This window comes from Mesorhizobium sp. M1050 (assembly GCF_040318715.1).
GTDB lineage: Bacteria > Pseudomonadota > Alphaproteobacteria > Rhizobiales > Rhizobiaceae > Mesorhizobium.
In genome coordinates this window covers 1-21,783 of record NZ_JAMYMV010000046.1, presented here as the reverse complement: position 1 = coordinate 21,783, position 21,783 = coordinate 1, and the positions used below count along the sequence as shown (strand labels likewise).

The 21,783-nt window shown below is 61.6% G+C and carries 20 protein-coding genes and 1 tRNA gene; 4 read left to right on the top strand and 17 right to left on the bottom strand.

All coding sequences use genetic code 11. The annotated features are described in order from the left end of the window. Nucleotides 1-2: 2 nt before the first annotated feature. The 9 genes from NKH57_RS22695 to NKH57_RS22655 form a co-directional block, all read right to left on the bottom strand. On the bottom strand, nt 3-1,742 hold the full coding sequence (locus tag NKH57_RS22695) for a type I secretion system permease/ATPase (protein ID WP_352947463.1): 1,740 nt from the start codon (nt 1,740-1,742) through the stop codon (nt 3-5). A 64-nt stretch (nt 1,743-1,806) separates the two neighbouring features. Beyond that, entirely contained in the window at nt 1,807-3,219 is a 1,413-nt protein-coding gene (gene eglC, locus NKH57_RS22690) for an endo-1,3-1,4-beta-glycanase EglC (RefSeq protein WP_352947461.1), read from the bottom strand. A gap of 536 nt (nt 3,220-3,755) precedes the next feature. Continuing rightward, complete coding sequence (phoB, locus tag NKH57_RS22685) at nt 3,756-4,445, bottom strand: phosphate regulon transcriptional regulator PhoB (RefSeq protein WP_352947458.1); 690 nt, start codon at nt 4,443-4,445, stop codon at nt 3,756-3,758. Between the two features lie 19 nt (nt 4,446-4,464). Continuing rightward, nucleotides 4,465-5,172: a phosphate signaling complex protein PhoU gene (gene phoU, locus NKH57_RS22680; RefSeq protein WP_023757396.1), complete on the bottom strand. Its 708-nt coding sequence runs from the start codon at nt 5,170-5,172 to the stop codon at nt 4,465-4,467. A 25-nt stretch (nt 5,173-5,197) separates the two neighbouring features. Beyond that, nucleotides 5,198-6,001, bottom strand: a complete 804-nt coding sequence (gene pstB, locus NKH57_RS22675; RefSeq protein WP_352727549.1) for a phosphate ABC transporter ATP-binding protein PstB — start codon at nt 5,999-6,001, stop codon at nt 5,198-5,200. Next, nucleotides 5,998-6,849: a phosphate ABC transporter permease PstA gene (pstA, locus tag NKH57_RS22670; RefSeq protein ID WP_352604759.1), complete on the bottom strand. Its 852-nt coding sequence runs from the start codon at nt 6,847-6,849 to the stop codon at nt 5,998-6,000. The genes pstB and pstA overlap by 4 nt, the downstream gene beginning before the upstream one ends. Before the next feature lie 3 nt (nt 6,850-6,852). Continuing rightward, entirely contained in the window at nt 6,853-7,836 is a 984-nt protein-coding gene (gene pstC / locus NKH57_RS22665; RefSeq protein WP_023757399.1) for a phosphate ABC transporter permease subunit PstC, read from the bottom strand. 64 nt (nt 7,837-7,900) lie between these two features. Beyond that, nucleotides 7,901-8,956, bottom strand: coding sequence for a phosphate ABC transporter substrate-binding protein PstS (pstS, locus tag NKH57_RS22660; RefSeq protein WP_352604761.1), 1,056 nt, complete (start codon nt 8,954-8,956; stop codon nt 7,901-7,903). Nucleotides 8,957-9,465: 509 nt separating this feature from the next. Then, complete coding sequence (locus NKH57_RS22655) at nt 9,466-14,031, bottom strand: PAS domain-containing protein (RefSeq protein ID WP_352947453.1); 4,566 nt, start codon at nt 14,029-14,031, stop codon at nt 9,466-9,468. A 190-nt stretch (nt 14,032-14,221) separates the two neighbouring features. Here NKH57_RS22655 and NKH57_RS22650 point away from each other — a divergent pair, with 190 nt between their 5' ends. Then, entirely contained in the window at nt 14,222-14,575 is a 354-nt protein-coding gene (locus tag NKH57_RS22650) for a hypothetical protein (RefSeq protein WP_023757402.1), read from the top strand. A gap of 150 nt (nt 14,576-14,725) precedes the next feature. On the opposite strand, the gene NKH57_RS22645 is transcribed toward NKH57_RS22650, so the two are convergent. Continuing rightward, nucleotides 14,726-14,962, bottom strand: coding sequence for a hypothetical protein (locus NKH57_RS22645; RefSeq protein ID WP_023757403.1), 237 nt, complete (start codon nt 14,960-14,962; stop codon nt 14,726-14,728). 329 nt (nt 14,963-15,291) lie between these two features. Between NKH57_RS22645 and NKH57_RS22640 the strand changes: the two genes are divergently transcribed. Next, the gene (locus NKH57_RS22640; protein ID WP_352604765.1) at nt 15,292-15,495 is read left to right on the top strand and encodes a hypothetical protein; all 204 of its coding nucleotides are present in this window, start codon (nt 15,292-15,294) and stop codon (nt 15,493-15,495) included. A 60-nt stretch (nt 15,496-15,555) separates the two neighbouring features. Here NKH57_RS22640 and tolA read toward each other — a convergent pair whose 3' ends face one another. The 7 genes from tolA to NKH57_RS22605 all read right to left on the bottom strand — a co-directional run bounded on the left by tolA (nt 15,556) and on the right by NKH57_RS22605 (nt 19,383). Then, on the bottom strand, nt 15,556-15,924 hold the full coding sequence (gene tolA / locus NKH57_RS22635) for a cell envelope integrity protein TolA (RefSeq protein ID WP_023757406.1): 369 nt from the start codon (nt 15,922-15,924) through the stop codon (nt 15,556-15,558). Between the two features lie 279 nt (nt 15,925-16,203). Continuing rightward, nucleotides 16,204-17,067, bottom strand: a complete 864-nt coding sequence (locus NKH57_RS22630) for a glutathione S-transferase family protein (RefSeq protein ID WP_352828340.1) — start codon at nt 17,065-17,067, stop codon at nt 16,204-16,206. Nucleotides 17,068-17,088: 21 nt separating this feature from the next. Then, nucleotides 17,089-17,670, bottom strand: a complete 582-nt coding sequence (locus NKH57_RS22625; protein WP_352947447.1) for a VOC family protein — start codon at nt 17,668-17,670, stop codon at nt 17,089-17,091. Nucleotides 17,671-18,014: 344 nt separating this feature from the next. Beyond that, complete coding sequence (locus NKH57_RS22620; RefSeq protein ID WP_023757409.1) at nt 18,015-18,191, bottom strand: Flp family type IVb pilin; 177 nt, start codon at nt 18,189-18,191, stop codon at nt 18,015-18,017. A gap of 211 nt (nt 18,192-18,402) precedes the next feature. Then, nucleotides 18,403-18,477: transfer RNA gene (locus NKH57_RS22615), tRNA-Glu, on the bottom strand. A gap of 91 nt (nt 18,478-18,568) precedes the next feature. Then, nucleotides 18,569-18,976 (bottom strand): VOC family protein, encoded by a 408-nt coding sequence (locus NKH57_RS22610; protein ID WP_352604816.1) that lies wholly within the window; start codon nt 18,974-18,976, stop codon nt 18,569-18,571. A gap of 29 nt (nt 18,977-19,005) precedes the next feature. Further along, nucleotides 19,006-19,383: a fimbrial protein gene (locus NKH57_RS22605; protein ID WP_352947443.1), complete on the bottom strand. Its 378-nt coding sequence runs from the start codon at nt 19,381-19,383 to the stop codon at nt 19,006-19,008. A gap of 26 nt (nt 19,384-19,409) precedes the next feature. On the opposite strand from NKH57_RS22605, the gene NKH57_RS22600 reads away from it, so the two are divergent. Both NKH57_RS22600 and rpoH read left to right on the top strand, forming a co-directional pair. Further along, nucleotides 19,410-20,450: an RluA family pseudouridine synthase gene (locus tag NKH57_RS22600; protein ID WP_352947440.1), complete on the top strand. Its 1,041-nt coding sequence runs from the start codon at nt 19,410-19,412 to the stop codon at nt 20,448-20,450. 189 nt (nt 20,451-20,639) lie between these two features. Beyond that, nucleotides 20,640-21,551: an RNA polymerase sigma factor RpoH gene (rpoH, locus tag NKH57_RS22595; protein ID WP_023757412.1), complete on the top strand. Its 912-nt coding sequence runs from the start codon at nt 20,640-20,642 to the stop codon at nt 21,549-21,551. Nucleotides 21,552-21,783 lie beyond the last annotated feature (232 nt).

Here is a 21,783-nt window from a genome sequence, read left to right as displayed (position 1 = left end):
TTCTAGGATCCAAAGCGGACGTTATGAGGGGTGCTGCGGATCGTCGTTGCAAAGGACCCTGTCACCGCCATGCTGCGCTTCGGGGGAAGGCCGATGCCGGCGATCGGCTGCCGCAACACGTCGCCGCTTGGACCGAAGGCTTCGATCACTCCACTGCGCAGAAGCATCACGCGGTCGCAGGCTGCGGCGACCGAAGGGCGGTGCGTTATCACGATCGTCGTAACGCCCGCTCCTTTCGCCGCGGCAAGCACGTCTTCGAGCGCGGCTTCGCCGCTGCCGTCGAGATGTGTGCTGGGCTCATCCAGCACAAGAATACGCGGATTGCCGTAAAAGGCGCGCGCCAGCCCGATCCTTTGGCGTTCGCCGCCCGACAGTGTTCTGTCCGACGGACCTATTCCGGTCTGGTAGCCATCGCGCAGCGCCAGTATCAGTTCATGCGCCTGGGCACGTTTTGCCGCTTCGACGATAGAGGCGTCACTTGCATCAGGTTCAAAGCGGGCGACATTTTCCGCGATTGATCCGGGAAAGAGCTCCACCTCCTGAGCGAGATATCCGATATGACGGCCAAGCTGCTTCTCGTCCCAGTTTCTGAGGTCGGCGCCGTTGATCCTGACGCAGCCGCTGGTCGCTTGGATCGCACCGACAAGCAATCTTGCCAGGGTGGACTTGCCGGCCCCGCTTGGACCTATTATCGCAACCGCTTCGCCGGCGCCGATCTGGAAGTTCAGTCGCTTGATGATGGGTTCGGTGCCGGGCGTGGCGTTCGGCGCGACAAGTATCAGGCCCTGCACGACAATTTCGCCCGACGGATCCGGCAAGGTCAGTTTTCGCGCATGTGCCGGATGGGCGCAAAGCGCCTTGTCCAACCGCTTCCACGATCGTCTGGCGTCAACGATCTGCCGCCATGAACCGATCAGTTGGTCGAGCGGCTGCAGCGCGCGGGACGACACCAGGGAAGACGCGAAGATCATCCCTGCCGTCATCTTCCCTTGCAGCACGAGCCATGCTCCAACGCCCAGTATCGCCAGCTGAAGGATCATGCGTACCGCTCGCGATGCTCCGCTGAAGATCGCGTTGGCCGTGGACGAACGGTCATGAAGAATTAGCGCCTCCGCCACGTGCCTGCCCCAGACGCGCGCCGCGTTTTGGACCATGCCCATGGCGAGCAGCGTCTCCGCGTTGCGGGCAAAGGCCTGCTCCGACAGGCTGGCGACAGCCGAACGTTCCGCGGACAAAGCGTCATTCCTGCCGACGGCGAGCTGATTTGCCAGGACCAGCGCAAGCAACAGCGCAACCCCTGCCAGCGTAAGCCAAAACAGAAAGGGATGGATGAGGTACAGCAGGGTGAGGAAGAAGGGAGCAAACGGCAGGTCAAACAAGACCGCCACACTGCGTGACCTGATGAAGGCGCATATCGAGGCAAGGTCGCGCAGTGGAGACATGGCTGCGCCGCCGGCGTACTTGGCTTCAAGCGAGACGGCGAATGTCCTCGCACCCAGTCTGTCGTCGACAGTGGCTGCAACGCGCTGCGTGTAGATGGAGCGGACCGCATCGAGGAGACCGAGAAAGGCGAGCGCGAGAACCGCGATAGCCGACAGGTAGAACAGCGTCTCGACGCTGTAGGAAGGCAGGACGCGGTCATAGACTTGCAAGAGATAGAGGGGGATCACCAACAGCAGGATGTTGATGAGGAACGAGAAAGCACCGACATCGGCGATGGCGCGCCTGAAAACTGCCTGCAAACTGGACTCTCCAATCATCCCCGCGCTCCCTGACGGCTAATGGCCTCAAACATGAAGCCGCCGCTTAGACCGAGTGGTCGCTTGCCATGTCCAAGGGTTGGTCCAGCGTATAGGCGTGGATATAGTCGATTTTCATCTCCGCTGGAGTAGCCAGATGGTCAGGAGGCTGGCCGGCAATGCCGCCCACCGCGAGATTGGCCAGTATGTACATGGGGTCGTGCATGTCGGACGGCGTCGCCGCTTGGGCGACCTTCACACCGTCATAGGTCCAGACAAGCTCATCCTTTGTCCAGAGCAGGCCATAGGTGTGGAAACCGTCAGTGTCCGCAACGTTCACGGTGGACGAAACCTTCGTGTGCTCTCCCGTCTCATTGGTGTGCGCTGTCATGAAAAGCGTGTTCGGATCCTGACCGCGCGTTTCGACGACGTCCAGCTCCGGCGGCCACGATCCGTCTTCCGGAAGCAGCCAGAAGGCCGGCCAGGCTCCGGCCGTTTCGGGCAGGTCCGCCCGCATTTCGAAATAGCCGTAGGTTTGCGCGAAGGTGTCGTGGGTCGTCAGTATCCCCGAGGTGTATTCGTAGTTGTTAATCAGAGGCTTGATGTCCTCCGGCGCCTGCGCGGCGGTGATGGTGAGGACGCCGTTTTCAACGCTGAACGGGTGGACGGAACTCGTCGGGCCGTAATTGGCGTCGATATACCATTGCAACTCGCCATTGCTGCTCAATGTGCTGCCGTTCGGCGCTCCCCACGAGAAATTGGAATTCCAGGTGCCGTCCTGCCCGTCCCGAAGGCTCAGCGTGTTGAATTCGTCGGAGAAGGACAGCGTCATTCCGGACTTGTCTATCGGCAGTTCGAACTGGGTCGGCTGCAACTTGTCGATAGTCGTATTCTTGAACACCAGGATCTCGTCAGATCCGACGTTCAGCGTCACGTTCGATTCCACCTGAACCATCTGCGAACGGACGGCATCGAACGAAGTGAAGTCATAGCCGTTAAGGCGCACCACATCGGTCGCACCGAAATCGAAGATAAGATCGCTTCCATTTCCTTTGGAGATGGCGAAAGTGTCGGCGCCGTCACCGCCGATCAGGACATCATTTCCCTTGCCGCCATCCAGCGTCTGATGACCCGACCCGCCCTTGATGATGTTGTCCAACGCATTTCCGAACGCATATCGATTGGCGCCGGTAACGACCAGGTTCTCGAAATTGTCGGGGAGCTTGTAGCTCATCCAGGTGTCGATCGTGTCGATCCCTGCCCCGGGATCTTCGACCGCCTTATTGTTGGTGGAATAGAGATGATAATAGTCGTCGCCGGCGCCACCGTACATCGTGACATTGACGCCGGTGTCTCCCCAGAAGGAGTCGTTGCCTGAGGTGCCATGCAGTTCGGCCCCGGCTCCGGTTGCCGAGAACCAATGACTGGACGCGCCGGTGTAGGGAAGAGGAATACCTTTGGCGTTTAAGACCGTGCTCATCAGAAATCCTTCCTCTTAGTGTCCGACCTGGTCAAATCATTCGGCGCAGGGTCCGGCGACCGCTTTCAAAGCAACGTTGCAAAGAACGAGATCGTTCCCGCGGAATCGTCATCAGATCCAAGATCGTATTGACTATTCGGAGCACATACAATCAATAAAGAAGAGGGAAACTCGCTCTTAGTCGGATAAAATTTTTAATAAAATTGCGCATTTATGCGAAACCACATCCTCTAGCGGGCACATAGCCATATTAGTTCAAATTGTTTCTTGATGCGCGTGACTTTGATCGGAGTTCTGCGGGCAAGATAGCAATGTGACCAACTAAAGCGTGTCACGGGCCGTGCTTCCTGCGGCCAGCCTGGCAGAAAAGCGAATTGGGAGATCGGAGGGCAATCGCCAGCCAGTCAAGGTACGCGCCGAGCCCGCGACCGCGAAGGGCAGTTAAAACTTCGATCCCGCCTGCTTGAATGTCTGGATCGCGTGGCCATTGGCGACCACCTGCTGATCAAGTTTGAACCTTGGTTCCGATCTATCGGCTAGTCTTCCCTGATCGAGTAGCCTGCGCCCCGAATGGTGCGGATGACGTCGGGCATGCGGCCGTTGTTGACGGCTTTGCGCAGCCGCCCGACATGCACGTCCACCGTGCGTTCGTCGATGTAGATCGTTTCGCCCCAGACGTTGTCGAGCAGCTGGCTGCGCGAGAACACGCGGCCGGGATGGCGCATCATGAATTCGAGCAGGCGGAATTCGGTCGGCCCGAGCCGGATCTCGCTCTTCTTGCGATAGACCCGGTGCGATTCTCGATCGAGCACGATGTCGCCGACCTTCAGCACGCTGGACAGCAGTTCCGGCTTGGCACGGCGCAGCAGCGCCTTGACCCTGGCCATGAACTCCGGTGTCGAAAACGGCTTGACCAGATAATCGTCGGCGCCGGTCGAGAGGCCCCGCACGCGATCGCTCTCCTCGCCGCGCGCGGTCAGCATGATGATCGGCAGCCGCTCGGTCTCGGGACGCATTCGCAGGCGCCGGCAGAGTTCGATGCCGGAGACCGCCGGCACCATCCAGTCGAGCACCAGAAGGTCGGGCACGTTCTCCTGCAGCCGGATCTCGGCCTCGTCGCCGCGCGTCACGACCTCGACCTGATAGCCCTCGGACTCCAGATTGTAACGGAGCAGCACGCCTAGCGGCTCCTCGTCCTCCACCACCATGATGCGTGGCGCGATCATCGGCTGGTTACCCCTGTCGTCATGCCGCGGGCGCGGACATTGTCGTCTCGTCCTGTTTCGGACGATTGGCCGGCAGCTGCGTGCCGGTCAAAACATAATAGGCATTTTCCGCGATGTTGGTGACATGGTCGCCGATGCGCTCGAGGTTCTTGGCGCAGAACAAAAGATGCGTGCACGCGGTGATGTTGCGCGGGTCTTCCATCATATAGGTGAGAAGCTCGCGGAACACGGAGGTGTATTTGACGTCGATGCGTTCGTCGTCGGCACGCAGTTTCGCCAGCGCGGCGGCGTCACGCGCCGCATATTCCTCGATGACGCCCTGCACCTGGATCAGCACCAGTTGTGCCATTCCATCGATCGAGTGCGAAAGGTCGCGCGGCGTGACGCTGAGGCCGACAGTGCCGACACGCTTGGCGATGTTCTTGGCAAGGTCGCCGATGCGTTCGAGATCGCCGGCCATGCGGATAGAACCGACGACATGGCGCAGATCATCGGCCATCGGCTGCCGCTTGGCGATCAGCGTGATTGCGCGGTCGTCGAGCTCGCGCTGGCGCGCGTCCATGATCGCATCATCGGAGACGACGCGCTGTGCCAAGGCGTTGTCGGAATTCAAGAGCGCCTTGGTCGCACCGCCGACCATCGAGCTGGCGAGATCGCCCATGTCGCTGATGAGCTTGCTGATCTGACCGAGATCCTCGTCGAAAGAAGCGACTGTGTGTTCGCTCATGATCCTGTTCCTCGTATGCCTGAGCTCAGCCGAAGCGGCCGGTGATGTAGTCCTGCGTGCGCTTCTCGCGGGGCGACGTGAAGATCTTCTCGGTGCGGTCGAACTCGACCAGCTCGCCCAGATACATGAAGGCCGTCTGCTTCGATACGCGCGCCGCCTGCTGCATGTTGTGGGTGACGATGACGATCGTGTAGTCGGCTTGCAACTCGTCGATCAGTTCCTCGATCTTGGCGGTCGACAGCGGGTCGAGCGCCGAGGCGGGCTCGTCGAGCAGGATGACTTCCGGCTTCACCGCCACGGTGCGGGCGATGCAGAGCCGCTGCTGCTGGCCGCCGGAGAGGCTGAGGCCGCTGGCGTCGAGCTTGTCCTTGACCTCGGTCCAGAGTGCCGCGCGCTTCAGCGCCTGCTCGACGCGGCCGTCCATCTCCGACTTGCTCAGCTTCTCGTAGAGCCTGATGCCGAACGCGATGTTTTCATAGATCGACATCGGAAATGGCGTCGGCTTCTGGAACACCATGCCGATCTTGGTGCGCAGCAGGTTGAGGTCCTGCGAGCGGTCGAGAACGTTCTGGCCGTCGAGCAGCACCTGACCTTCGGCCGTCTGCTTGGGATAGAGCTCGTAGATGCGGTTGAAGACGCGCAGCAGCGTCGACTTCCCGCAGCCCGAAGGCCCGATGAAGGCGGTGACGCTGCGCTCCGGCAAGGACAGCGTAATGTCCTTCAGCGCCTTCGACTGGCCGTAGTAGAAGTTGAGGTTCTTGACCTCGATCTTGGCCTTGGCGGTGGCCTCGGCGGCGATCGTCATGTCTGGAGACAACATCTGGCTCATTTGTCCTCTCTGCGTCCGGTCAGGCTGCGCGCAACGATGCTGAGCGCAAGAACCGTCAATGTGATGATGAGTGCGCCGGTCCAGGCCAGTTGCTGCCATTCCTCGTAGGGGCTGAGAGCGAACTGGAAGATGGTGACAGGCAGGCTGGCCATCGGCGCGTTGAGATTGCTCGACCAGAACTGGTTGTTGAGCGCCGTGAAGAGCAGTGGTGCCGTCTCGCCGGAGATACGGGCGATCGACAGCAATATGCCGGTGACAATGCCCGATAGCGCGGCGCGGTAGGCGACCGACTTGATGACCACCCAGCGCGGTGCGCCGATCGCGGTGCCGGCTTCGCGCAAGGCGTTCGGCACCAAATTGAGCATGTCTTCGGTGGTGCGTACCACCACCGGAATGACGAGGATGGCGAGCGCGACAGCACCGGCGATTGCCGAGAAATGCCCCATCGGCCGCACCATAAGTTCGTAGACGAACAGGCCGATGATGATCGACGGCGCCGACAGCAGGATGTCGTTGATGAAGCGCACCACGGTGGTCAGCCTGGAAAAGCGACCGTATTCGGCCATGTAAGTGCCGGCCAGCACTCCGATCGGCGTACCGACGATGACGGCGATGATCGTCATGACCACGCTGCCATAGATGGCGTTGAGCAGGCCGCCGGCGTCGCCGGGAGGCGGCGTCATCTGCGTGAAGACGTCAAGGGACAGGCCGGCCGCGCCCTTGTAGACCAGCGCGCCGAGGATGAGCGCCAGCCAGGCAAGTCCGATGCCCGCCGCGGTGACACACAGCGTCATCATCACGGCATTCTTCCTCTTGCGGCTCTGGTGAAGCGATGTGGCTGTCGACATCGGTCAGGCTCCGGTGCGGGCGTCGATGCGCATCAGCATGTAGCGGGCGATGGCAAGGATCAGGAAGGTGATGACGAACAGGATCAGGCCGAGCGCCACCAGCGAAGAGGTGTAGAGGTCGCCGACGGCTTCGGTGAACTCATTGGCGATGGTCGCGGAGATCGTCGTTGCCGGCGCGAACAGCGAGGTTGAGATGCGGTGCGCGTTTCCGATGACGAAGGTGACCGCCATGGTTTCGCCCAGCGCGCGGCCAAGGCCGAGCATGACGCCGCCCATGATGCCGATCCTCGTGTAGGGAATGACGACGCGGCGGGTCACTTCCCAGGTCGTGCAGCCGATGCCGTAGGCCGATTCCTTTAGCACCGGCGGTACCGTGTCGAAGACGTCCTTGGTGATCGAGGTGATGAAGGGCAGCACCATGATGGCGAGGATCAGCGACGAGGTCAGCAGGCCGATGCCATAGGGCGGACCGGCAAACAGGCTGCCGAGGCCGGGAATGCCGTGGAACACGCCGATGATGAAGGGCTGCACGGTCGTCTGCAGGAACGGCGCCAGCACGAACAGGCCCCAGATGCCGTAAATGATCGAGGGGATGCCGGCCAGCAGTTCCACCGCCATGCCGATCGGCCGCCGCAGCGGGCGCGGGCAAAGCTCGGTGAGAAAGATGGCGATGCCGATGCCGAGCGGCACGGCGATCAGGATGGCGATGGCCGACGTGATGATGGTGCCGTAGATCGGTGCCAGCGCGCCGAATTTCTCCGTCACCGGATTCCAGCTTTCGCTGGTCAGGAAAGAGAAGCCGAAGGTCGACAGGGCTTGCCAGGATCCGGCAAACAGCGAGATCGCGACGCCGCCAAGCAGGACCAGCACCAATATGGCGGCGGCCCGGGTCATCCCGTGGAAGATTGCGTCGGTCAGCGCGAATCGTCTGACGATCGCGTCGCGCGAACCTCGAATGGCTGGCAAGGCTTCCTGGACAGCGCTCATGTGAAGCTCGGCTCTTTGAGTTGAGGGAAAGGAGCGCCGCGCCGCGGCGCTCCTTCGAAGGATGTTACTCGCCTGCGAAGACCGGCTTCCCGTCGGCCTGGATGTCGGCCTTCCAGGAGGTCTTGATCAAGTCGACGACGCTGTCGGGGATCGAGACATAGTCGAGCGCCTTGGCGGTATCCTTGCCGTCCTTGTAGGCCCAGGCGAAGAACTTCAGCGCTTCGCCGGTGGCGGCGGCATCGTTGGGAACCTTGTGGATCAGCACCCAGGTCGAAGCAGCGATCGGCCAGCTGGTGTCGCCGGGTTCGTTGGTGATGATGACGTTGAAGTTCTTCGCGCCTTTGAAATCGGCATTCGAAGCAGCCGCGCCGAAGGATTCGAGCGACGGCTCGACGACCTTGCCGGCGGCATTCACCAGCTTGGAGTAGGAAAGGCTATTCTGCTTGGCATAGGCATACTCGACGTAGCCGATGCCGCCGTCGGTCTGCTTGACGGTATTGGCAACGCCTTCGCTGCCCTTGGCGCCGACGCCAGTTGGCCATTCGACGGCTGTGTCCGAACCGACCTTGTCCTTCCAGTCAGGCGACAGCTTGACCAGATAGTTAGTGAAGTTGAAGGTCGTGCCCGAGCCGTCCGAGCGATGCACGACGGCAATCGCGGTGGACGGCAGGGTCAGGTTCGGGTTCAGCGCCTTGATCGCCGCATCATCCCAGGTGGTGATGGCGCCGAGGTAGATCTGGGCCAGGGTCGCGCCGTCAAGAACAAGTTCGCCCGGCTTGATGCCGGTCAGGTTGACGATCGGCACGATGCCGCCCATCACCATCGGGAACTGCACGAGGCCGTTCTTTTCCAGGTCGGCGTCGGACATTGGCTTGTCGGTGGCGCCGAAGGTCACGGTCTTGGCGATGACCTGCTTGATGCCGCCGCCCGAACCGATCGACTGGTAATTGAGGCCGACGCCGGTGTCTTTCTTGTAGGTGTCGGCCCATTTGGCGAACACCGGATAGATGAAGGTCGAGCCGGCGCCGGAAAGATCAGCTGCCATTGCCGCGGAAAGGGTGAAAGTGGACGCCGTAGCCATTGCGATCGCAACGGCCGCCGAGCGGATGAAATGTCTCATGTGGCCTGCTCCTGTTCGGAAGATGGTCTCTCGGCGCCATTCCTCTCGGCGCCCGCTGAGGCCAATAGCCTTCGATTATTACAGTCGCATGACAGTTTGATGTCACCCCGGTAACGCATGATCGGGATGAACAAATTGTGGCCTGACCAGCACTCCTGATGGAGCCCGGCTTTGTCCTCGAAATCAGGGACTTGCTGCGTTTGGCCCGAGGCTGGCCGGCGTTTTGGGATTAGCCGGCCTTATAAAAAAGCCGGACGGGAGCGCGTTGCTCGCGGCCACGATGTCGTGGCCGGGCCATCGCCGAAAAACAGGGTCCGTTGGGGTAGGTTGACGCTGTTCCATGCTGGCGGTCGCTGCTCCCGCCCGTAACTGGGAAGAGCGGAATTCGAATATGGCCATTGTCTTGATCAGGCACAGTTTTGATATGGTGCGATCGCGCCATAGTGCTGCGCGTGGGACGCGTCGCGAATCTTTGCCTGGTTCTCGCGAACCGGCACGGCGAGAACCCCTTACCCGGCGTTACGCTGAACTTGGCGGCTGGCGCCGATCCAGCGCTCGACCTTCTCGAGCAGGGCCCTGGGGCTGATCGGCTTGGACAGGTAGTCGTCCATGCCTGCCTCCAGGCAGCGTTCGCGATCGCCTTTCAGCGCATGCGCGGTGACGCCGACGATCGGCACATGAGTGCCGGTTTCTTCCTCCAGCCGGCGAATGGCGGCGGTCGCCTCCAACCCGTTCATCTCCGGCATCGAGACATCCATCAGGATCATGCACGGATTGAGCCGGCCGAAGGCGTCGAGCGCCTTGCGGCCATTGCCGACGATCTCGAAACCGAAACCGGTCTCGCCGAGAATCTGGGTGAACACCATCTGGTTCACCTCATTGTCTTCTGCCACCAGGATATCCAGCCTGTCGTCTCGACCCGTCGCGAGCAGCCGAGGGCGTAGCGAGGGAGGCTGCAGCAGCGCCCGCTGTTCTGCCGGCGCGGACGGCTGTGGTGGCACCATATCGCCCGAAGGGACGGTGCCTGCGAGCGGCAGGGCGTCGCTGCCGGTCGTGTTGTGGCGATGCCGCTGGATGGTTGCGACCAGCGTTTCCAGCAGCACCGATGAGCGCGCCGGCTTGATCAGTTGGGCATCGATGCCGAGATCGCGATAGCCGGTGTTGGCGAGCGACTGGTCGACCGAGGTCAGCATGATGATCGGCGTGCCGGCAAGGCCGGCGGTGTTGCGCACGATCCGCGCCATTTCGGCGCCGCTCATCTCAGGCATCTGGTAGTCGAGCACGACGCAATCGACCGGCACGCCATAGGCAGCGGCGGCGATCAGCACCTTGAGGCCCTCGGCGCCGCTCTCGGCCGCGCAGGAATCGAACGTCCACGATGTCATTTGTTCGGTCAGGATGGCTCTGTTGACCGCGTTGTCGTCGACGATCAGTACGCGCGCGCCGGTCACGTCGATCGGCATGATGCGTTGCCCGTTCTGCTGTCCGGCACTCGGCAGCGTGACCGTGAACCAGAAGGTCGAGCCCTTGCCTTCGGCGCTCTCGACACCGATGTCGCCGCCCATCAGCTCGACGAGCCGCGAAGTGATGGCAAGGCCGAGGCCGGTTCCCTCGTGCCGCCTCGTCGACGAGGTGTCGACCTGGCTGAATTTCTCGAACACCAGTTTCAGTTTTTCCTCGGGGATGCCGATGCCCGTATCGGTGACCGAGATGGTGAGCTTCGTTCCGGTTGCAACCCTCTCGCCTGTGACGTCGACCAGCACATGACCTTCGTCGGTGAATTTCACTGCATTGCCGAGCAAATTGGTGACAATCTGCCTGATGCGGCCGACATCGCCGACAAACAGGCTCTCGAGGCGAGGCTCGACGCGCACGATGAGCTCGAGATCCTTCTCCTTGGCGCGTGTCGACACCAGTGTCGCCACATCCTCGATCGCCTCGGCAAGATTGAAGGGCGCCGGATCGAGCACCAACTGACCGGCGTCGATCTTGGAGAAGTCCAGGATGTCGTTGATGATGGTGAGCAGCGCGTTGCCCGATTTCACGATGATGTCGGTAAACGTCTTCTGCTTCGGGTCGAGATCCGATTTGGCCAAGAGTTCGGCCATGCCGAGCACGCCATTCATCGGCGTACGGATCTCGTGGCTCATATTGGCGAGAAATTCCGACTTGGCGCGGTCGGCGAGAACGGCGCGCTGCCGCGCTTCGCGCAGTTCGACCTCGCGCGTCTTCAACTCGGTGATATCGGTGGTCGAGCCGATCAGGTAGAGCGAGCCATCGGACGCGATCATCGCCCCCTTGCGCGCGAACTGATGCCGGACGCTGCCGTCGGCCAGCGTCACCGTCTCCTCGGCCTCCTGGGTCTCACCGGTGCGCAGCACCGCAAGGTCGCTATCGACGAACGCTTCGCCGTCCGACCCGAATATCTCGATATCGGTCTTGCCGATCGCCTCGTCCTTGCCGAAGCCGGTGAGATCGCTCCAACCCTTGTTGACGTAGAACTGCCTGAGATCGGAGCGCTTGGCGTAGATCGATACCGGCACGTTGTCGATCAGGCTGCGGAACACCTCGTTCTCGCGCATGCTCTCTTCCAGCGCGCGCTCGCGCGCCTTGACGTCGGTGATGTCGGTGCTGGAACCGACCAGATGCACCGATCCGTCCAGCGCCACCAGCCGGCTCTTGCGCGTCATCAATTGTCGAACCGTGCCGTCGCGATGGGTGACGGGTTCCTCGACCTCCTTGACGGTGCCTGTCACGGCGACTTGCGTGTCGTCATCGCTGTAGCCATCGGCGTCCTGCACTCCGAACAGCTGGCGGTCGGTGCGGCCAATGACATCCTCCTTGGCAAAACCGGTGATCGCGCACCAGGCCTTGTTGACGAACTCGATGCTCAGGTCCTGCGCCTTGATGAAGGCGGCGACCGGGAGCTCGTCCAGCACATGCCGGAACAGATCGATCTGGCGCATCGAATCGCGCAACGCCGCCTCGCGGCTCTTGATCTCGGAGATGTCGACGCGAACACCGATGAATGTGCCATCGACGGTCCGCATGTCATAGACCTGATACCAGCGGCCATCGGGGTTGTGGCGCTCGAACGAGGAATTGGGCAAGCGGTAGCGGGCGAGGATCGCATCCAGCCAGCGATCGGGATCGTCGTCGTAGAGCTTGTCGACTTGCGGATCGCCGCTGCTGCGGAAATAGCCGTTGGCATGGCCGAGGACGAGCGCCTCGCGCAATGTGCAGCCGGGCTGCCATGCCGGCCTCAAGGCCGGAAGCGTATCGTGAATCTTGCGGTTGGCGAACACGAACCTGTCGTCACGATCATAGATGATGACGGCCGCCGGCAAGGATTCCAGCACGCTGGCGAGATGCTTGCGCGCATCCTCGGCTTCGGTCTCGCGGCGCTTCATGTCGGAAATGTCGAACAGGAAACCGGCAACGTAATTGCGGCCGCTGGCCATGCCGACGCGGCTTTTCCTGACGATGCGCGAACGGCTGGCGCCATCGGCCTCGAAATTTTCTTCCACTTCGTACGGGCGTCCGCTGGCAAGCACGTCCCGTTCGCTCTGCTCGAAAAGCGCCACAGCATTCGCCGGCAGGAAATCGCCGCCGGGCCTGCCGAGCATGGCTTGCGGCGTCTGGCCAAACAAAGCGGCGAACGCCTCGTTGACGAAAACGAAGCGCAGATGGTCGTCCTTGACGAAGATCGGATCCTTGACGGCATTGATCACTGCTTCGGCCAGTCGCGCTTTCTCCAGAGCGTCGGCAACCTCGGCCTCGCGATTCTTCATGTCGGTGACGTCGACATAGGAGATCAGCCGCTTGCCGCCGGCCAGCGGCGCCATCGATGATATCAGCGTGCGGCCGTCATTGCGCGGGAACTGCCGCGATCCGGCGGTGCCCGCCCTGATTTCCGCCTCGCGCTCGGCGATATGCCGCTGCCATGCCGCGTCTTCGGAACCAAACGGGTCAATGTCACGGCTGGCATCCATCAGGTCGCGGAAGCTGCAGCCGATCTCGGCACGCCGCGCGTCGATCTGCCAGAAATCGTAGAAGGCACGGTTGATGACTTCGGCGCGCATATCGGTATCGAGGACGAGGATGCCGATCGGCATCTGATCGACCATGGTGCGGAGATTGGCGAAGGTCTCGGCGACCTTGGCGTTGGCGCTCTCGATCTCGGCATCGCGGTGCTTGATTTCGGTGACCTCATAGTAGGTCAACAGGCGCTTGCCCCCGGACAGCGCTGTCACCGAGAACATCATCGTCCTGCCGTCGGCATGGGAAAACTCGCGAGGCGCTACGGAACCGGCGTGAATCTCCTCGATGCGGGTGGCGAGGTAGCGCCGCCATTGCGGTTCGTCGATGTCGCCGTAGATGCCGTTGCGGCGGTTGAGTTCCATCAACAGGCTGAACGGAGCGTCAACGGTCAAGGCACCGTCGGGAATCCCGGAAAGGTCGCGATAGGCCTTGTTGACGATCAACGTGTCGAGCCTGGCGTCGAGAAGCACGACGCCCATGTGCATGGCGTCCATCGTCCGCTCGAGATCGACCAGATGCTGCTCGAGTTCGCCGCTCGCCGATGGTCCCTGCCACGGGGTTTGGAAGGCACCGGCCAGTGCCGTGACATTGCGGCCGATGCCGCGATAACCGATGAATTTACCCTCGCCGTCGAACCTTGGAAAGCCTGATGTCAAAACCCAGCGGCAGTCGGCGCTGCCACCTTTCAGTTCATAGACGAAGTCGCGAAACGGCCGGTGCGCCTGCAGATCCTCCAGATGGGCGGCGCCGCTGCGGTCGCCGTTCAGAACCTGGTTGAGGAAGTCGAAGCGAAAGCGGCCAAGCACGTTTGCCGGATCGAGGCCGGTGGCTGCCTGGTAGTTTTGCGAGAGCCAGGAGAAGCGCAGTTCGGCATCGATCTCCCAGACCCAGTCCGAACCGGCTTCGACCAGTTGGCGAAGCACGTCGACCGAATCCATACCAGTGGCGGGCGATGATGCATCGTCGCCACGCGCTGTGGGTTTGCGAGGTCCACGCATGCCGCGCGCGCCGGTTGTTTCGTCCGCTTCCGCCATGCAATCCCACCCCGACAACCCAAGGCCGAACCCTCCTCCGCGGTTCGTCGGCGGAATGTGCCCGATAAGCATTAACGATCCGCTAACCATAACGGATTCGTCGGACAAATTGGTCGACGCGAGTGCGTTGTTCCATCCGGTTGTCGGCGGGACTGAAGCCGTTATATAAGCGCTAGCAGGGGTAATGCTGATGTCTGGATGGATCGTGCCTTTTTTCATGGGGCTGGCGCTGCTTTTGGGCAGCGGCTGCTCGCGCAGTTATGATGGCACCGTCGTCATCCCGAGGCCGCTCGATGTCCGGCGATTCTGGGACCGGCCACCCCCGAATGTCGACTACGGGCCTTCCGAGGTCGAGAACAGTGCCTTTCCGGTGGCGCCACAACCGTCGAGGCGATTTTCCGACCGCAAAGTGATGACGCATGCCGCGCCGAGACGGCACCAGACGAGCCTGCCCGCGTCAGCCTCCCTGTCTACCCCGGCGAAGCCGCTGGTATGCAGGAACGTCAGCGAACCCGGCAAGAGAGCTCGCATGGTCTGCGACTAATGCATGTCGCCCAAAAGTGACCTCGGTTTTGGGAAAACGACATGCATAAAAACAATACCTAAAGCGCGTCGCCTGAATCCGTTCAACCGCGACGCGCTTTAGATCGCTTTCAAACAACAAGCGATCGGCAAATAGCTTGGGCGAACTGCCTCACAGCGAGGCTGCACCCTTTTTCGGCTGTTTCGCACCGAGCTTGTCGAGTGCAAGACGAACCTGACGCAAATCGTCCTGCCAGCCATCATCGTCGTCCATCGGGCTCTCCGTGGCCGCCCGCTGCAGCCCGCGCGCCTCGGATTCGATCTCGCGCAGTTCAGCGATTTTCTGTTCGGTGGTCAGGGAGTCGTCTTCGACGATCTCCAGCACCCGCATTTCCCTGAACGTGGCCATGGCGTTTCTCCTGGCTGATGTCGATCACAACGCTGTGAACGCCTCTCTGTTCCGGATCGCAACAGGGTTCGCTGCAATAGCGTTTGACAGTCGCAAGCCTTGAAATTCACGCGGTATCTGATGGCCGCCGGCACCTCGGTGTAGGGCTCGCGCGTGTCGAGTGGGGCCATCTGGTCGGTTTCAAGGCTGGCGTTCGCTCAGCGCGTAGGGGTGGCAACGATCGTCGAAGGCCTGCGGCGCGAGGAGCCCGTGATAAACCGCCGTTGCCGCCGGTTGGTCTTGAAACCTTTGCCCCGTCTTCGGAGTTGAATGGCCTAAGGAGAACGCAGATGTCGATCCACTTCACGGTCTCGGACCTGACAAGAAATCTGTTTCACTCGCTGGGGCTGGAGCCAAGGCCTCTCAACCCCGAGCAAAGCTTGTTGCTGGAATGCTATCTGGCCGGCCGGGTTCCGGAGTCGGCTTGGAACGACTATGTCTTCGAAACGCCTGACCTTGCCCGGCATGCCGAAGCAAGGCGCAGCCACCACTAAGCCGGCATGGGATTAACTGTGCGCACCGCTACGGCACAGCGGCGTGCGCTGATTGCAGGCTCACTTGGGAGAAGAGAACTGCAACGTGAACACTTTGCCGGCAATTCCTTGCGCCAGCTTCGGCGAAAGCGTCAGCGGCAGACAGTTCTGCAAGGCCGTTGTTGCGGCGTCGACAAACGAGTTTTTCGCCTTGGCATCGCCTTCCACCTTGACGGCCGTCGGCCTCGGTGGGCCGATCAGCGTGCCGTCCCGCTTGAAGCTGAAGCTCAAGGTTACGCTGGCGGTTCCGGCGTCCGCCGGTGGTGTCCAGCATGCCTGGATCGCGGTCCCGACATCGTTCATGGTGTTGAGTTCAGCCGCATTTGAAGAATGAACGGCGCTCGCCAGCATCATGCCCGCAGCGGCAAGCCACCTCGCAACGCTATTCATCGCCAGCCCTCATCTCACGCCTGACCGACAATCCATGCCGGACTGCCAAAATGGATGGTAGGGCCAAAGCAAGCGATGACAATATCTGTCGGCAAAAAGTTGACGCCAAAAATGCGACACCGAGGCTCGTGTGGCCTGATCGCGGCTAGATCGCGCGGCGATGGCGCACGAAAGCAAAAAGGCCGGCGTTGCGCCGACCTTTCCTTCCACTCGGCGCCAGTACATCCGTGGTCGCGGGGTGAATTGCTGGCAGTAGACAGGGCTTTGGTTAACGAATCCCTAACCTTGGACCTTGGCCTGCGACTTCACATAGGCGATGTAACCGCGCACGTCGCCGGCCGGCTCGCTATAGGCATTGCCGAGCTTCTTCTCGATCGCCGCCACGTAGTCCTTCGCCCATTTGGGCAGGACGTAGTCGATGACGGCCAGGAATTCGAGTGTCGCCGCCAGGCGGATGTCGGCGATGGATGGATTCTTGCCGCCGATGAACGGCTTGCCGTCCCTGAAGAAGCTGTGAAAGACTTCCAGCGGCTCGGCGATCGCGGCCATCGCGGCCTTCTGGGCTTCGGACTTCTTGTCCGGGTGGGCATCGCTGTGACCGACCTCGCCGGCATATTGCGGAAAACCGAGAAACGGATAGGTGGCGCGCGCCACATAGGGGTAGAGCGTACCAACCAGGTAGAACATGGCGCTATCGATCATCGCCCGCTTGGCCGGCGCCTTCGGATAGAACTTCTCCAGCCCGTGCTTGTTGGAGAGGTATTGCATGATCGCGCAGCTTTCCCACAACACGCCCCTGGGGAGGCCCTTGTCCTCGATCATCGGCGTTAAATGGGCGGGGTTTCGCGCCATGAATTCCGGTGAGCGGGTCTGACCCCAGGCATCGGTCTCGGCGGCATCCAGCCCGGCCGCGCGCGCAAACACCCGAACCGTCATGTTGTTGACGCTGGGCTTCAGCATGCTGAGCTTCACGCCAGGCCTCTTCGCTAGCTTCGCTTTGGCTCTTGGGGCGGCTTTTGCCGTCGCCTTGACGGCGGGCTTGGCAGTTGGCTTGGCCGCTGGCTTTGCCGCAGCTTTTGCAGTCGGCTTGGCGGCCGCTTTGGCCGCGGGTTTCCTGGCATTGTTCGTCGCTGTCTTGGCCATATGTTCCTCCCTCTGGTCTGTTCAGTATGGGTTCTTCGGTGCCCGGTCTTCCGACAAGGTTGCGCGGGAACGCTCGACGAGCGACTGGATCGCATCGGCGAGGTGCACTTCCGCGATGTTGTAGTCGCCGCGCGCGACACGCAGCCTGTGCGCTTCCATCAGCACGTCGGCATGGGTGAAGCCGGCCGGCGGCTCAAAGCGGTAGGCGGCCAGTTCGATCAGCAGGCCGAGCGGATCCTCGAAATAGATCGAATCCATGAAGCCGCGGTCCTTGACGCCGCTGTGCTTGATGGCGCGCGCGTCGAGCCGGGCGACCGCCTGCAGGAAAGTGACGCGCGACACCGAAAAGGCGATGTGGTGGACGCAACCCGGATCGGTCGGCGTGCGCCGTTTCTCCGGCACGCGGCTCTCATCGGTGAAGATAGTGATCAGCCGGCCGTCGCCCGGATCGAAATAGAGATGGCTTTCGCTCGCCTTGTCGAGGTTGGGCTGCTCGAAGATGAACGGCATGCCGAGCACGCCTTCCCAGAAATCAATCGAGGTCTGGCGCCCTGCGCCGACCAGCGTGATGTGATGAACGCCCTGCGATTGCAGTTTCTGCATTGGCCTTCTCCCCGTGGCATCGACCGCCCGTCCGGATCTGCCCGGCACCCGGCGTTCTCGGCGTCGGCGGAGCCGTGCCCCAGGATCCATGATGCGATGCTAAAGCAATCGGCCCTGCTGCGCCAGAAGCGACGAAAGTGGCGACGCAAAGGGTAATGCGGGCCGGCTAGCCGTCAGCACTTGCGCGGTGAGGAAGATTTGCGGGCCCCGCTGCGGGACTTGCCCGGCGTCGCCAGCACAGAAAGTAGCGTGCTGCGACCGGATATTGGCGTTACACGCTACGCATTTGGAGGTCGAAATCGGGATATCCAGCCGGTGCGGTCGAACGGAAAGGTGTACCCGACTTACGAACCGCTGCTGTTAACCGTCGTGCCGATATTCGTGAACATGCCGTTGAGCGAATTGCCCAGCGCGCCGGCGCCGGTGATGATCGCCAGCGCGATAAGAGCCGCGATTAGGCCATACTCGATCGCGGTCGCGCCAGACTCGTCCCCGGCGAAACGGTAGATTATTTTCCGCATTTCAATCTCCTGCGCTACTAAAGGCAACACTAATATACCCCCTGCGAGTTGCGGGGCAGTTAAGGTTCTCGGTTGCGAGTCCGTTAATATTTGCCAGAGAAATGAAATGAAGACTGGAGCCGCGGGTGCCATCCAGCTCTTCAAGGTTGCGGCCACATGGTGGGGCGCTCGGGATGGAGCGACGGCATGCTGCAAAATTTATTGAAATCCTTGGTACGCCCAAGGGGAATCGAACCCCTGTTCCCGCCGTGAGAGGGCGGTGTCCTGACCGCTAGACGATGGGCGCGTTCAAGAACCGGCGATATAGGCTGACGGCTTGGAAAAAGCAACTGGGGTTCGGCCGCTTTAGCGCATTGCAGAAAAAACCGGTCCCAGCGCTATCGTTTCGGCTCGATCAGGTCCCAGAGATTGCCGTGGAGATCGGCGAAAACGGCCACCGTGCCGTAGGCCTCAACGCGCGGCGCTTCGCGGAATTCGACGCCCTTCTCCAGCATCGCTGCATGGTCGCGGGCAAAATCGTCGGTTTCGAGGAACAGGAAGACCCGCCCGCCGGTCTGGTTGCCGATGCTTCTACTCTGTGCCTCGTCGGAAGCCTCGGCCAGCAGCAGCTTGGCACCTTGTCCGTTGGCCGGCGCCACTGTGACCCAGCGCTTGCCGCCGCCGAGATCGATGTCCTCGATGAGCAGAAAGCCCAGCCGCTCGACATACCAGTCAATCGCCGCGTCATAATCGGCGACGACCAGGGCAACGGTCGCGACGCGGCGGTGTTCAGCGAACCCGGTCATGCCTGAGGCTTGCTGATCGTTACTGCCGCTCATTTGTTTCGGATCGCAAAGCGCCCGATCAGGCGGCGCTCGGTGATGTCGTAGACGAAGATCGTGCGGCTGCCGTCGGCTAGCTCGGCATCGATGGAGACTCGATTGCCGGACAGCGACTGGCTGATCACCTTGGCACCAACCGGCAGCACGATATCGCCGTTGATCGGTTCGCCGGCGGGGGTCTGGACATCGCCAGCCAGCGGCGGGTTCGCCGGCGGTGCGTTGCGCGCTTTGTAGACAAGGGCGCCGATCACCACCATAAGGGCGAGGAACAGCAGGCCGAGATTGATCCCGACGAAGCGGACGAGTTTCCTGCGCACCTTTTCGACCTCGGGGTCGAGCGGCTTTTCCTGGTCTTCCTCGGCGATGGCCATAGCAGAACATTCCGGAACGGTTTTCGATGAGCGCTCATAGCGAAGAGGCCCCTGAATTGATAGAGGCGGCACCCACCGTGCTGGTGGCGGGCGCGGATGCGGCGGGTCAACGCCTCGACCAGTGGCTGGCGGCAAGCCTCGGCCGGGACATGTCGCGCAGCCGCGTGCAGATGCTGATCAGGCAGGGCGCGGTCAGCGTCGACGGCAAACCGGTCGACGAAACCAAGCGCAAGATGACGCCGGGTGAAAGCGTGTCGGTCGTCATGCCAGAGCCGGAACCGGCGGAGCCGCAAGGCGAAAACATCGCGCTTGATGTGCTCTATGAGGACGACGAACTGATCGTCATCAACAAGCCGGCGGGGCTTGTCGTGCATCCCGGCGCCGGCAACTGGACCGGCACGCTGGTCAATGCGCTGATCCATCACTGTGGCGACAGCCTTTCCGGCATCGGCGGCGTGCGCCGGCCGGGCATCGTGCACCGCCTCGACAAGGAGACCAGCGGCGTCATGGTGATCGCCAAGACCGACCGCGCCCACAAGTCGCTGTCCGAAGCCTTCGCCGATCACGGCCTGACCGGCGATCTCGAACGTGCCTATCTGGCACTGGTTTGGGGCATACCGCAGAGGCCGACCGGAAAGGTCGATGCGCCGCTCGGCCGCGCCGCCGATCGCGTGCGCCGTGCCGTGGTGCCGGAAGGACGCGACGATGCCCGCCATGCGGTTACCCACTTTGCCGTCCAGGAGCGCTTCGGCGAGACACAGCAGGAATTCGCCACGGCAAGTCTGGTCGAGTGCCGGCTCGAAACCGGCCGCACCCACCAGATCCGCGTCCACATGGCGCATATCGGCCATCCCGTGATCGGCGATCCAGACTATGGTCAGGCCTTCCGCACCAAGGCCAACCGGCTGCCCGAACCGCTGAAAAGTCAGGTCAAGACCTTTCCCCGGCAAGCTTTGCACGCCTGGCTCCTTGCATTTCGCCACCCGAGTACCCATCTGTCGATGAGGTTCGAAGCGCCTATACCGAGGGACATGGAGGAACTCGTATGCGGCTTTCGCACGCTCTGAACCTGCTCCAGAAAACTTGAGTGACATTGTTCACTTTAACGTGACACACTGTTTCGCGTTGAACAAATGCCTGTCTTTTCTGGTTTTGTTCCTGTATAACCACTGACGTCGCGAGCGAGCCGTTTGGTGCTCGCGCCATATGCCCGCCGCGTTTCGGGGGCATCACTCCAATAGAGAGGGGGCGCTATCATGGCCCAATCATTACCCAGTATCGTTTCCGGCGAAGGCGGCCTCAGCCGCTACCTGGAAGAAATCCGTCGCTTTCCCATGCTGCAGCCGCAGGAAGAGTACATGCTCGCCAAGCGTTACGCCGAGCATGAGGACACCACCGCTGCGCACAAGCTCGTCACCAGTCACCTCAGGCTCGTCGCCAAGATCGCCATGGGCTATCGCGGCTACGGTCTGCCGATCGGCGAAGTGATTTCGGAAGGCAATGTCGGCCTGATGCAGGCCGTCAAGAAATTCGAACCGGAGCGTGGCTTCCGCCTCGCGACCTATGCCATGTGGTGGATCAAGGCCTCGATCCAGGAGTACATCCTGCGCTCGTGGAGCCTGGTCAAGATGGGCACGACCGCCAACCAGAAGCGCCTGTTCTTCAACCTGCGCAAGGTGAAGGGCAAGATCCAGGCGCTCGATGACGGCGACTTGAAGCCCGACCAGATTGCCGAGATCGCCACCAGGCTGAACGTTTCCGAAGCCGAAGTGGTGTCGATGAACCGCCGCCTGTCGGGCGACGCCTCGCTCAATGCCCCGATCCGGGCGAGCGAAGGTGAGTCCGGCGAATGGCAGGACTGGCTGGTCGACGACCACGAAAGCCAGGAAGAGATGCTGATCGAGCAGGACGAGTTGGAGAACCGGCGCGGCATGCTGTCGGGCGCCCTTGCCGTGCTCAACGAGCGCGAGCGGCGCATCTTCGAGGCCCGTCGCCTCGCCGAGGAGCCGCTGACGCTGGAAGAGCTGTCGTCCGAGTTCGACATCAGCCGCGAGCGCGTGCGCCAGATCGAGGTGCGCGCCTTTGAGAAGGTGCAGGATGCGGTCAAGGCCGCCGCCAAGCGTCAGACCCAGGCGCTGCGCACCATCGAAGCCCAACCGGCGGCGTAAAGCCGATATCGGCAATGAAACAACGGCGGCGTCAGGAAACTGGCGCCGCCTTTTTTGTGTCTAACGTTTGCGCCGGCGATTGGCGAAAACCAGGGCGACATCCGATCCCCCTTGCGGGCAGGGCTATCGCATATGAGTAAAGAGCTTGAAGAGGAAGTCTCTGTTCCATCTGGCTCTTCGCATCTTGCTGGCGATGGGTTTGTCGAGAGGATGGGCTTGCAAGATGTTTTGG